The sequence below is a fragment of the Oceanospirillum linum genome (assembly GCF_001995095.2).
Classification (GTDB): Bacteria; Pseudomonadota; Gammaproteobacteria; order Pseudomonadales; family Halomonadaceae; genus Oceanospirillum; species Oceanospirillum linum.
Genome location: NZ_MTSD02000002.1, coordinates 292,358 through 304,499, shown reverse-complemented (window position 1 = coordinate 304,499; position 12,142 = coordinate 292,358). Strand labels below are relative to the sequence as shown.

12 protein-coding genes are annotated in these 12,142 nt (G+C 49.3%); 5 read left to right on the top strand and 7 right to left on the bottom strand.

The annotated features are described in order from the left end of the window. The first annotated feature begins 19 nt into the window (after window positions 1-19). Genes moaC through moaA form a run of 3 tightly spaced genes read left to right on the top strand, consistent with a single transcriptional unit; the run spans window position 20 to window position 2,344 of the window. Window positions 20-859 (top strand): cyclic pyranopterin monophosphate synthase MoaC, encoded by an 840-nt coding sequence (moaC, locus tag BTA35_RS06515; protein WP_078319010.1) that lies wholly within the window; start codon window positions 20-22, stop codon window positions 857-859. A gap of 4 nt (window positions 860-863) precedes the next feature. Then, the gene (gene moaE / locus BTA35_RS06510) at window positions 864-1,337 is read left to right on the top strand and encodes a molybdopterin synthase catalytic subunit MoaE (RefSeq protein ID WP_078319009.1); all 474 of its coding nucleotides are present in this window, start codon (window positions 864-866) and stop codon (window positions 1,335-1,337) included. Beyond that, the gene (moaA, locus tag BTA35_RS06505) at window positions 1,334-2,344 is read left to right on the top strand and encodes a GTP 3',8-cyclase MoaA (protein WP_078319008.1); all 1,011 of its coding nucleotides are present in this window, start codon (window positions 1,334-1,336) and stop codon (window positions 2,342-2,344) included. Before moaE ends, moaA begins: the two co-directional genes overlap by 4 nt. Before the next feature lie 6 nt (window positions 2,345-2,350). Here the strand turns inward: moaA and BTA35_RS06500 are convergent, their stop codons facing one another. The 4 genes from BTA35_RS06500 to BTA35_RS06485 all read right to left on the bottom strand — a co-directional run bounded on the left by BTA35_RS06500 (window position 2,351) and on the right by BTA35_RS06485 (window position 8,058). Further along, window positions 2,351-4,291: a hypothetical protein gene (locus BTA35_RS06500; protein ID WP_078319007.1), complete on the bottom strand. Its 1,941-nt coding sequence runs from the start codon at window positions 4,289-4,291 to the stop codon at window positions 2,351-2,353. 82 nt (window positions 4,292-4,373) lie between these two features. Continuing rightward, the gene (locus BTA35_RS06495; protein WP_160055060.1) at window positions 4,374-5,480 is read right to left on the bottom strand and encodes an ABC transporter substrate-binding protein; all 1,107 of its coding nucleotides are present in this window, start codon (window positions 5,478-5,480) and stop codon (window positions 4,374-4,376) included. 134 nt (window positions 5,481-5,614) lie between these two features. After that, a complete protein-coding gene (locus BTA35_RS06490; RefSeq protein WP_078319005.1) occupies window positions 5,615-6,244 on the bottom strand; it encodes a response regulator transcription factor in 630 nt (209 codons plus the stop codon). 29 nt (window positions 6,245-6,273) lie between these two features. Then, window positions 6,274-8,058: a sensor histidine kinase gene (locus tag BTA35_RS06485; protein WP_160055057.1), complete on the bottom strand. Its 1,785-nt coding sequence runs from the start codon at window positions 8,056-8,058 to the stop codon at window positions 6,274-6,276. 363 nt (window positions 8,059-8,421) lie between these two features. Between BTA35_RS06485 and BTA35_RS06480 the strand changes: the two genes are divergently transcribed. Continuing rightward, window positions 8,422-9,012 carry a diguanylate cyclase domain-containing protein gene (locus BTA35_RS06480; protein WP_078319003.1) on the top strand — a complete coding sequence of 197 codons (591 nt, stop codon included), beginning with the start codon at window positions 8,422-8,424 and terminating at the stop codon, window positions 9,010-9,012. 121 nt (window positions 9,013-9,133) lie between these two features. Here the strand turns inward: BTA35_RS06480 and BTA35_RS06475 are convergent, their stop codons facing one another. After that, window positions 9,134-9,667: an alpha/beta hydrolase gene (locus tag BTA35_RS06475; RefSeq protein ID WP_078319002.1), complete on the bottom strand. Its 534-nt coding sequence runs from the start codon at window positions 9,665-9,667 to the stop codon at window positions 9,134-9,136. Window positions 9,668-9,726: 59 nt separating this feature from the next. After that, on the bottom strand, window positions 9,727-10,392 hold the full coding sequence (locus BTA35_RS06470; RefSeq protein WP_078319001.1) for an acyltransferase: 666 nt from the start codon (window positions 10,390-10,392) through the stop codon (window positions 9,727-9,729). A 167-nt stretch (window positions 10,393-10,559) separates the two neighbouring features. Between BTA35_RS06470 and BTA35_RS06465 the strand changes: the two genes are divergently transcribed. After that, window positions 10,560-10,844 carry a cysteine-rich CWC family protein gene (locus BTA35_RS06465; RefSeq protein WP_202931194.1) on the top strand — a complete coding sequence of 95 codons (285 nt, stop codon included), beginning with the start codon at window positions 10,560-10,562 and terminating at the stop codon, window positions 10,842-10,844. A gap of 9 nt (window positions 10,845-10,853) precedes the next feature. Here BTA35_RS06465 and BTA35_RS06460 read toward each other — a convergent pair whose 3' ends face one another. After that, window positions 10,854-12,128, bottom strand: coding sequence for a cyclic di-GMP phosphodiesterase (locus BTA35_RS06460; RefSeq protein ID WP_078318999.1), 1,275 nt, complete (start codon window positions 12,126-12,128; stop codon window positions 10,854-10,856). Window positions 12,129-12,142 lie beyond the last annotated feature (14 nt).

Here is a 12,142-nt window from a genome sequence, read left to right as displayed (position 1 = left end):
GGGAAGTAGAGAGAATACTATGACTCAGCAAGCAAACACTCCAGTGTCTGATCCGCATCCTGAAGGCTTTACCCATATCAATGCTAAGGGTGAGGCCAGTATGGTGGATGTGACCGAAAAAGCGGTTACTGCCCGGGAAGCCGTTGCGGAGGCCTATGTCGAAATGCAGCCGGAAACGCTGCGCATGATCGTTTCCGGTGAACACAAAAAAGGCGATGTGCTGGCGGTTGCCCGTATAGCCGGTATTCAGGCGGCAAAGAAGACCGCGGATCTGATTCCGCTTTGCCATCCGCTGATGCTGACCAAGGTTAAGGTTGAATTGACTCCAGAGCCTGAGCATAACCGTATCCGCATCGAAAGCCTCTGTAAGCTCGCCGGTCAAACCGGTGTCGAGATGGAAGCGCTGACGGCGGCTTCGGTGGCGGCATTAACGCTTTATGATATGTGTAAAGCCGTGGATAAAACTATGGTGATATCCGGTACCAAGGTGCTGGAGAAGAAGGGCGGTAAGTCCGGGAACTGGCAGATGGCCAGTGATTCTTCCGGTGCTCAGGTGGTATCCGTGTCCGGTTCGCAAGCTGCATCTCCGTCTGCTGTAGGTGGGGGTGTTGTTAAGGTACGCTTCTTTGCCGGATTGCGGGAGACACTGGGCTGTGAACAGCTCCCGCTGTCGTTGAATGCAGAAGCAGTAACCCTTGCGGATGTTAAAGCGTTGCTGATCACGTCTCACCCCGATTGGGAGGATGCTTTATCCGCTAAGAATCTGCTGATGTCGGTAAACCAGCAGATGGCCAAAGCATCGGCTCTGGTAACAGTGGGTGATGAAGTGGCCTTTTTCCCGCCGGTGACAGGGGGGTAAGCGGATGAGCTGTCAGATTCAGATCAGTGTTCAGGAGGCGGAGTTTGACCTTGGGGCGGTTAACCGGGCGATATCTGCTGACCGTACCGATATCGGGGCTATTGTGACCTTCAGTGGTCTGGTGCGGGACTTTAATGAAAAACCGGATGTACTGGCGCTGACTCTGGAGCATTATCCGGGCATGACAGAGCAGGCGTTGGCGGAGATTGCTGCAGAGGCTGCAGAGCGCTGGCCATTGCAGGCTATTCATGTGGTTCACCGGGTTGGCCGATTGACACCGGGAGACCCTATTGTGTTGGTCGCTGTGGCATCAGCACACCGTCAGGCGGCCTTTGATGGCTGTAGCTTTATTATGGACTTTCTGAAAACCCGAGCCCCTTTCTGGAAAAAAGAAAATACGCGGCAAGGTGACTATTGGGTCTCGGCCCGTTCATCGGATGCGACTGCTGCTGAACGTTGGCAGGAGGGTGAGATATGAGCACCGTTGAGACTCCGGTTACTCCCCTGATTGATGGTTTTGGTCGTCAGGTGACCTATGTCCGGTTGTCGGTAACAGACCGCTGCGACTTCCGCTGTGTGTACTGCATGGAGGAGGATATGATCTTTCTGCCCCGTGAAAAAGTGCTGACACTGGAAGAGATAGCACTGATTGCAGATGCTTTTGCGCAGCTTGGGGTGAATAAAATTCGCCTCACCGGTGGTGAGCCCCTTGTGCGGCGGAATGTGATGGAATTGATCCATCATATTGGTGATCTTGAGCAGATTACAGATTTTGCCATGACCTCTAACGGCTCACAGTTAGGTCGAATGGCTGGTGATCTTAAAGCTGCAGGCCTTAAGCGGCTGAATATATCCCTGGATTCCCTCGATCCGGTGCTGTTTCATCAGTTGACCCGTAAGGGGGATCTGAATCAGGTTGTCGCGGGTATTGATGCGGCTGTAGCAGCGGGCTTTAAGGGTATTAAACTGAATGCTGTGATTCTGAAAGGTCGCAATGATCATGAAATTCTTGATCTGCTGGAGTTTGCGATAGCGCGGGATATCGATATCAGTTATATCGAGGAGATGCCCTTGGGGGAGATCTCTGAACATCAGCGTGACGAGACCTACTGCTCAAGTGATGAGGTTCGGGAGACGATTGCCGCCCGTTATGAGCTGTTACCGACCACAGAGAAAACCGATGGACCGTCCCGTTATTTCCGTATTCCTGGTCTTAAAACCAAGGTAGGTTTTATCTCGCCCTATAGCCATAACTTCTGCAGCAGCTGCAATCGGGTTCGTGTCACTGCAGAAGGGCGTCTTCTGCTCTGTTTGGGTAACGAACATTCGGTTGATCTCAGGGCGATTATCCGGGCAAATCCGGGTGATATTGAGCCGCTGAAACAGGCGATCCGTGACAGTATGGCGATTAAGCCTGAGCGACATCATTTTACAACAGATGGTGATGTTCAGGTGGTGCGCTTTATGAACATGACCGGTGGTTAAACTGGGTTAATCCCGTAGTCGCCTGGCCTCAATCAGGGCTTTATACCAGTCCCGTTTGGGGGCGGCTACCACTGGTGGACGTAGGTTCAGGTAACTGACCTTACGTTCCCGCGATGTTGTAAACTGACTTAACATATTCAGTCTGCTTTCGCGGGCATGGTAGGTGTCACGCAGGAACGCGATGGCATCTTCTCCAAGCTCAACCTGGTAATGTTTCACCAGTGCCAGAGCGAGACGCTCAGCGGCCACCGAGAGATCGTGCCTTTTTTCATTAGCCATAGCACGCCCCATGGCGGTTTTGGTGGCAGCACTCATTCCTGGCTCAATATCATTCATATAGATAGCATTCGTACTGTAAATCGCGCGCTGTATCTCCGGTCGGCTCAATAAAATATGTGGCTCCAGAGCCAGCGCAATTTCGATGGCCAGTTGCTTGGCTATTTCAGGGGTAATGTGATCTTCGGGCAGCAGAGAGCGCTCTACACGACCTCGGAGGGTTTTGTTACGGGCGAGGTTCTGATCTTCCGGGGTGAGCTTATGCTTGACCAGAAAGTCATTTAATCGGGCGCAGACTTCACTGATGGCTTCTTCATCCAGATAGATAGACTTTTCAGTGACGGTCAGACCCCGATGGCCAGAGCCGATCTGGAGCTTGGTATCGCTGACAGAGAACGTATCAACGAACTTTTCCCAGCGTTGGGATGCTTTCAGCAGCTGGACGTGCATGCGTCCGATATGCTCATAAGCCCGGCGAATTTCTTTCCAGAGATTGAGTGCTTCACCCAGTTGCCGTGCCTGTTCGCGAATCCACTCTTTATCAGCATCGGCGCGTTTTCTTTTGGCTTGTCTGCAGTATTCTGACAGGCGGCTGGCGCATTCATCCATATAGCGTTCGGTATTTTCCACCAGAATGTCGGCAGACTGGTTGATCTGCAGCTGTTCGATCTCTTCCTCTTCACTGGTGCGCTGAAGCAGGTATTGTTGATTAATAAAACTGGCCAGAGCTCTGATACGGCTGAGGCCGGTGGCCTGGGCAATACGGTATTCACTGCGATTGCGTTCCATCTTATCCAGTGCGGTTGCCAGCTCCCAGCGCCCGCGGTAGGTAAATGTGAGCATAGGGATTTTCCGGCCACACAGCAGTTCAAAGGCAAGCACGATCATCTCTTCGACATCTTCGTCTGACATCAGAAGATCGTTCTCTTCTTCAATGGCGGCAAAAATACGCTCAATAAAGTTTTCCTGACGGGGCATACCCACTTTCTGATCCGGGCTATCGCCCTGTAAACGGGTTCTAAGGTAGGGGATAGCGTCGGGTTCAACGGACTCTAACTGAACCAGTACGTGGCGAATCAGGAATCGCTGGCTCTCTACCAGGTCATCGATCCGGCGATCCATGCCAACCTGGCGGTAAATTTCGATTTGACTGATCAGGCGGGCAAATGCCTTATTCTGAGTAAGATCATAAGTCGCTTGCTTCAGTGATTCCGGGTCGAGGTCCGCTTTCTGCAGTAGAAGCTTGGCAACGTAGCGCTGGCGCTGCTCCGGGTCATGCTGATGGGTGTGAAGATCCAGGACCTGCCAGCGGAGTTCCGGTAGCTGCTCTAATACCAGGGAGACTCTGCGCTTTTCCTCTTCCAGTTTCGGCACCCGGGTTAAGCGATAAACGACCTGAGCAACAATACCTGCTACACCTGTGATAATGGTGTAGATGATAAAGAACATCAGGTTTTCCTGGGTAGGGGCTTTGTTATAACCGAGCACATAGCTAAGTTGTGCGGCCAGGAGGGTAACAGGCCCTGCAGTCCAGGCCAGAGAGAGAAGCGATAAACCCCAGGGCATGGTGGTTACGGCTTCACTGATCTGACGGATATGAGCGAAGCCTTCACGCTGAATAGAGACTTTAGTGGTCGTACTATCTGACTTTTTCCGGCTGAAGAAACCCATAACCATATTCCAGTTTTTACCGTAAAAACAACAGTCTAAGGATGGGGTGCCACAAACGCAAACCTGTGTGCATGCTTTTCGGCTATGGCACGTGGCGTTGTTCAAACAGATAACGATTTTTTTGATCGCTTTGCTGCGGTTGGTCAGAGATCAGGCTCAAAGAGGAGAAATCGATATTGGAAAAATCAGTGTCTGGTTTTACCCAGAGAATCCCTTCCGGAGTGGGCTGAGGGACTTTGAAAGAGTGCCTGCCGGATTGCAATGGTATTGCTAAGCGACGGTATTTATGAGAACTATCGTGCAAAATATCGTGCAGGTAAACCAGTCCCCAGGCTGCTGACAGTGCGTGTCCGCCATAGCTGTTAAGCAGCTCCCCTGTTTTAATTTTTTCCTGGGCTTCCGGCAGAAGGTCAAAGCCGGTAATCAGGACATCCTTTCCGGGAATTAATCCGGTTTCTTTTACAGCCTCTGCCGCGCTAAGTGCCATGGCATCATTGGCGGCCCAGATAGCCCGTACACCAGGGTAACGCCTGTGGGCTGTAAGGGTTGCATGACGCGCATGCCGTGTATCATAGCGTGTTCGGAAAATTTGCCGGATCTCTACCTGCTTGCTGTAGGTCATTAATGCATCAAACATTCCCAGCAGCCGTTGCGCGTTAGCTCTTGATGCTGTCCGGCCCTCCAGAACGATTATTGGCAGAGGGCGTTGGTCCGGGAACATTGTCAGAGCCTGATTAAGTAGCTCCTGGGTTAGCTGGCGACTGGCTTCATAGTTACCTGCATCGATTTGGCCTACCCAGTACCGATAAAACTGACCCGGAAGCCCCATGTTATCTTTTGGAGCAAAGCCGTTGTCGTAAACAATACTGTAGACCTGGTGCTGTTCAAGCAGCTCCAGAATAGCTTTCCCTGTATTTTTGATATTGGGGAAAAGTACCGCATTGGGTTTATGGCTGGAATTCACCAGAGCAGAAAGAACACGGACGGGGCGCAATGGGTTGTTGTTGATAGCAATAATCTGCAGTTCCAGATTAAGGTCGCGGGCTGCTTTTTCTGCTGATGCCCTGACCTGTGACCAAAAGGGGTTCTCTGATTTATTGACCAGCACAACAATCCGGTAGGTGGTGTGGTGATGTTCTTGTGCTGGAATATCAGCGGAATTACTTCTGTCTGCCGGTGTCAATTCCAAGGCGGAGGCCAGACTGCTGATGGGCAGTGACAGCAATATAAGGCAACAGGCAAAGCTCCTGCAGGCCTTTAAAAAAAGTACCTGTATCAGGTAGGCAGGGTTTATTAGAGGCATATTTTTCCGGGCCACGGGCTCTATATTTTACAGGATTTCTGGTAGGTCAGGTGAAGCCTGACCAGCTCGGGAAGTGAATTAACTGCCGTTTTGCGCATAATATTACTGCGATGATACTCAACGGTTTTGACGGTAATATTCAGCTCGCGGGCAACCTCTTTGTTTGCACACCCTTTGACCAGCAGCTCCAGGATCTGATATTCGCGTTTTGTCAGTGACTCCAGAGCTTTATGACTCTCCTGTTCGATCTGTAAAGCACTCTTTGTTTCACGGAACTTCTTTAAAGCCGACTCTACTTTAAAGATTAACTGGCTGTGGTCGATGGGTTTTTCCAGAAAATCGAATGCACCCAGTTGAATGGCTCTCACCGCCATAGGAACAGTTGCGTGACCGGTAATAAAAATAACCGGCGCAATCACATCCAGTGATTCCAGTTGCTGGAAAAGCTCAATGCCGCTCATTCCCTGCATCCTGACATCGAGAAGGAGGCAACAGGGTTCAGAGGTTTTGGCCTCCATGCTGTGTAAAAAGTTCTCGCCGGATGAGTGAGTAATGGCATCATAGCCATAGGATTCCAGTAACATCTGAAGTGAAGCGGCAACAGACTCAGTATCGTCAATAATATGGATTTTTTGTGGTAGTGCCTGCAAGTGGATATCTCCCTGAAAGTAGCCAGTGTTTATGATGGGTTCAGTGGATCAGCTTCAGATTCTGAGGGTTCAGTTTTCAGTATTGCGGTCTTTTTATCTGTTATATCGATATGGTCAGGCAGGCGCAAAGTAAACTCAGCGCCACAGGGGGTGAGGTTGCGGGCTGTAATTGAACCATGATGCATTTCCGCAATACTACGACAAATAGCAAGTCCCATACCCAGTCCCTTTTCTTTGGTGCTGAAATGAGCGGTGAACACCCGCTCTATATTTTCGATACCAGGCCCGTTATCTCTGATCTGAATCACATAATTGTGATCTTCACGGTCCAGTGAAATGTTGATCTCCCTGGGATCTGCAGTGCTTTCAGCGAGTGCTTCTATAGCGTTTGAAAGCGTATTAATCATGATCTGTTTGAACTGAACTTCGTTAGCAACAGCGGTCGCTTTTTCCAGCTCAGAGTGGAAGCTAAGGGTAATGTTATGCTTATCTGCCCTATGCTGACACAGGGCCTGGCTCTCTTCGAGTGCCTGAATAAGATTCAGTGGTTGCTGCGGGTAGTCATTACGGCCAAGCTGAGTCCTGGCCTGCTGTACAATCTGGGATGCAATATCGGCTTGCTGCATTAACTGCTCAAGGCTTTGGTGAAGCTTGTCCTGATTGATCTGTCCCGATCTGCTGAAGTTGATCGCAGACAGAGCATAATTCTGAATAGCGGCAAGTGGTTGATTGATCTCGTGGGCAATGGTTGTTGCCATTTCAGCAATAGCCATCTGATTTTGACGGAAGTTCATCAACTCATTGGCTTCTTTTTCCAGTTTTTCAGCCCGTATTTTATCACTTACATCCCTTAGCGTGACGTAATAAATCCCTTGTTTCTCAAACATGACCACATTGAAATGTAACTCTATCTGAAGATTCGCTTTCTGTAAGGAGGGGGGGAGCGTGTTGCTGTTAAGCAGATAGCGACCATGCTCCAGAGGTTTAGATCCGAACATAGCTTCAAAATCCTGCTTAATAAGCTGATCAAGCGCCCGGTCCAGAATACTCATGGCTGCCAGGTTTGCATCGATGATGCGAAAGCGTTCTTCCTCTTCCAGGCGGAAGCTTTCCACAATAAGAAGCGCGTCTACATTCCGGTGGAAGAGTGCCCGATATCGTTTTTGGCTATTCTGAAGCATATTGGTCAGCATACGGGCGGATTCCCGGCTCTCAGCGACCTCATTCGTACGTTCAATAAGCTTTGCGTGTGCTTCCTGCTGGCGGTTGTGGTAGCGGAAGTTATTTTCCTGGAGCTGATTATAGGCACCGATCAGCTCCTTAATCTCTCCGGGGTCGCTGCGCCTTGGGTCTATCCGGCGCAGGTTATCCGGTCGGGAGTCAGATATTTTCCTGATAAGATAGCTGAGTCTGCGCTGAACTTTCTGATGCAGGAATAAAGTCAGTGCCAGCAAAGGGAAAACAAACTTGAGAATGCCAAGGGCGATAATAGTGGCGAGGGCTTCGGTTCGGCCTTCCAGCAGTATCTGAGGGTTATATTGAATATTAATATTGCCCAGTAGTAGGCTCTGCCCGCTATTGTTTGTGTAGCTCAATGACCTGGATACCGCTATAGAAGGGAGCTGCATGTTTTCGCTGTTTCTGCTTCGCAGATAAACCCGTGAGAACTGGTCCGAAATCATCAGATAATCGACATTGGATTCTTGGAAAAGACTGTCGCCAACCAGGCTGATGGTTTCTGCATCAGCATCATAAAGTGCTTTGGAAAGAATCGGTACAATCAACTTTATTTGTTTGTCCGCGTGGGCCTGCATGCTGGTTGCACTGAGTTGATAGTAAAGGTACAGCTGCAGAGCTGAAAGAAGAGCGACCACAAGTAAGGCTGGTAGGACGATCGACCTAACTAGCTGATTTGTAAAAGATATTTTTTTGGGCTCTTCCATTTTCATATCCAGTTCGCAGTATGATTTTAGTATACCTTTGACAGCCGTATTATACCCTAGGGAAAACCCTGAAAGAGAACAGTAGTGAACCCAGTAGCCTTGTTACAGGCTTTAACTCAGTATTACAAAAGAACACGCTTTGGCTTGATACCAAATACTATTTTTCATGGCATTTGTTCTGACTCCCATCACAACAAAAAGAACAATGTGATGCGCCATTAAAGAGGTCTGGTTATGACAATTGAAACCCGTGCTCCGGTTTTTACTCCAATGGATTCGTCGAAATGGGCTTTGACGGGTATATCAGACCATTATGACGCACTAACCGGTTTACTTTGTCGTTCTGTATTGGACAGTGATATCAGGGCACCGGCGTTATCCGGCCGTGAGCTGGTGATTGTGATGGTTGAACTTGATCAGTTTTCGCGCTTTAACCGGGAGCATGGGCGGGCTATTGGTGACTTTGTTCTGGCGATGACGGCAAACCGCCTGACCGGTATCCGTCAGCGTTGGGATAGTCGATGCTATCGCTATGATGGTGACTGCTTTGTGCAGTTATTATTGACCGACGCTCCTGTTGATGGCGAAAGTCTGAAGACTCTCTCTCTGGATATTCAGCAAGCCCTTAAGCCTGGTATTCATCTGGCGGATCAATTAATTGAGCTAACCTGCACGGTTACAGCTGCCATTACGATGGGGAGTGCCCCATTGAGTCAGGTTCTGGCTGAGGCTCAGCGCTACAGTAACAGTATGAAATACCAGGGGGTGGGGCAGCTTCATATCCTTAACTTTGACCAGGAGTTGAAGGCAAAAGCTTGCGGATAGTTTGTTTTTCAGTGTAGAGCCCATACAGGCCGAATAGGCTATTGCTCTTAGGGGACATGGGATGTCCTCTTTTTTTGTTTTCATGGGCTGTTCTTTCGCATCAGGCCTGGGTCAGTCTTCTTTATGCGTTCAGGGTGCTTTCCAGTTCAGCAAGAAAGATCAGAAAGTCCTCTTCAATCAGATCCAAGCTGTCACTAAGACGATGATCGTCCGCCAATAGATGAATCTTGCAGTCAAGCTTTTGACTTAACATATTGGTGTTCATCCAGGGGATTGTACGATCAAATAAGCCGTGTACCAGATATACTGAGCCCGCTTTGATTTCAGGCCATTGAACAGGGTAGTGTTGCAGCCCTATTGCCGGGGCCATCAGAAACATACCAGCAGCCCTGTACTTCTGACTGGCACGGGCTGCGACATATCCCCCCATGCTGGAGCCCACCAAAATGAGTTCATTACCGGGGATTTTAGTTTCTGCCAGATAGGCATTCAGCATTTTAACCCGGCTCTCTGGGTCGTCAGGGTTTTCAGCGCTCAGGTAGTTTAAGGCACTGAACTCGTGGCCGCGTTCGTTGGCAATTCGGGAAAAAAGTTGGCCCTTGTTACCCCAGGGGCCACTCTCTTTTCCATGAATAAAACAGATATGTAACGGCATAACGGCTCCGTTTGTAAGTTTTAGGGGTAAGAATAATACGACGGACTAACGGGTTGATATTATTGCTCCGAAATACCGGTGGCCTTCTCTCTGTAACCTATCGGTTTCTCACGGCGATCACCAATCAATTTAGCCGGATTGCCTGCTACAATAGCAAACTCCGGAACATCTTTGGTCACCATGGCATTCATTGCGATCACGGCGTGATCTCCGATTGTGACGCCGTCCCGTACACCTACCCCGGCCCCAATCCAAACATCCCGGCCAATAACGATCCCCTTTGAGCGGTTACCCTGCTGATAGATTGGCATGTCGGGCGCCATACCGTGATCAAAGGCATAAAGCTTTACCTGATTGGCAATACGGGTCTGGTCGCCGATGGTAATACCGGCTTTGCCGCCATCAAGGGAACAGCTGTGATTGATGGCAACTTCCCGGCCGATGATCAGGGGGCCGTGTAAGAAACAGTTTGCAGCAACAAAGGTCTCCTCACCTAAAGTGATGGCTCGCCCCGGTTCAGCAAAAAGTGCGGCGTCTGGAGAGATAAAGACTCTCTCTGCAATCCTTATGGTTTCAAGCTGCATCAGTGTTTGCTGAAGATCATCCTGCCAGGGTTTTGCCCATTTCAGGTTTTTGGGCTTTAGGCGGTAATAGAGCCAGGGCATCCAGCTGAGGCGTTTTTTATGCTGCACCTGATAAAATTCTGGTGATTGTTCCCGGGTCATGATCTGTCGGTTGCCATCTTATGGGTGATAAAGTGCGTCATTTTGCCAGATCAGAGAGCATCAGAAAATCAGTTTGATAAGCTGTGTTATTTTGACCGTCAGGAGATATGCTGTGCAGACTGAGTATAAAAGTTGGTGGTTATAGTGAGTCAGATAAGGAGTCTATCTTGAGTAAAGCTGATGTTGTTATTTTTGATCCGCTGCATGCCGTTAAAAATAATGCTGGTAAAATTGACCCCGCAAGATGTCCGCTTTGCCATCGGCTGAATAACTGCGCGCATCATAATGCCCTGGGCTCTGGACAAGGTTGCTGGTGCTATGACCCCGAAATCTCATTTCCGGAATCCCTGCTCATCAGTATCCCTCCTGAACAACGTTCAAAGGCATGTGTGTGCCGTGATTGTGCTGTAAAATATCAGGAGGAATACTCCGGAAAAGAAGGTGGTATCTGAACCATAGGGTTATGCACTGCTGGCTAATTTCTCAAGATCCTGCAGGTTATTTTCATCCAGTGTGCGCGTGATACTGATGTGCGCATATTCCGGAGCCATCAGGTCCAGCTCAATATTGCCATTAGCAGAAAGTTGTCCGCCGCTCTTCAGAACCCGGACAACCGGGCGTGTGCGGTTTTCAGGATTGATCATTGTAACCACGGCCATCCGTCCATTCATCAGCTCAACCATGCATCCTGGTGGGTAAACCCCCAGTGCTTTGATAAAACGAGTGACCAGCCGACTATCAAACAGTTTAGCTCGCCAGCTATAGATGCGGGATAGTGCCTGGGTTGGATTAGACGCATCGCTATAGAAACGTTCCCGAGTCATGGCTTCATAGGTGCTGGTGATGCCGAGAATCTGGGCCAGATACGGAATATTCTCACCTTTGATGCCCCTGGGGTAGCCTGAGCCGTCATAACGTTCATGATGGTTGCCGATGATCTCTTTTAACTGAGGGAGTGTGGATAGCTCGTTATGCAGACCAACAAAGCTCATACCTTCAATGACGTGATACTCAATAGCCTGTCGCTGGGCTCTATTGAGTTTGCCTTTATAGCTGAGCAGGTAGTTTGGTACTTTCAGCATACCGATATCATGCAGTAATGCTGCCATGCCAAGCAGATAGATGGTGTGCTGATCCAGTTCCAGGTACTGTGCAAAAGCAATCGTCAGGATGCAGACATTGGCAGACTTTTCCGCCAGAGATTGCTCTTTTTCCTTTAGTCGGGAAAGAAGTAACAGTGATGCCGCATCATTCAGGGCGTCATCCATCAACCGGTGCACAGCTTCAGTCAGTTTCTTGAATGATACCCTATTGCCATCACTGACCCGTGTGAACAGGTCTTTCACTTCTCCGACACAAACAGCGATATTGCTTTCGATAACCTGAAGTTCTTTACGGTTGAGCAGTTCCGGTGCTGCAATCAGACCCTTACGGTTTTTGAGGGCATCATTTTCAGCTTGCTGAGCTTTTTCTGATGTTTTCTTTTCAGTGTTGTCGGTTTTTTTGCGAGCTTTTGCCGGCTCTACCGGAGTGCTTCTGAAGTGCGTCAAAGAGTGGCGTGCAGATGCTTCAACATCAATGACCACTTGCTTGCAGGCCCGGTTGAGCTTGATCAGTTCTTCTTCGGTTTTAACAGTAAAGGCGCGACGCCAGAAAGGGGACTCGAGCCAGTTTACATCCAGCTCAACAATGCGCATGCCAATTCTTACATGCTCTGTAGCAATAGTCTTTTTCATGATAACTGCACTCA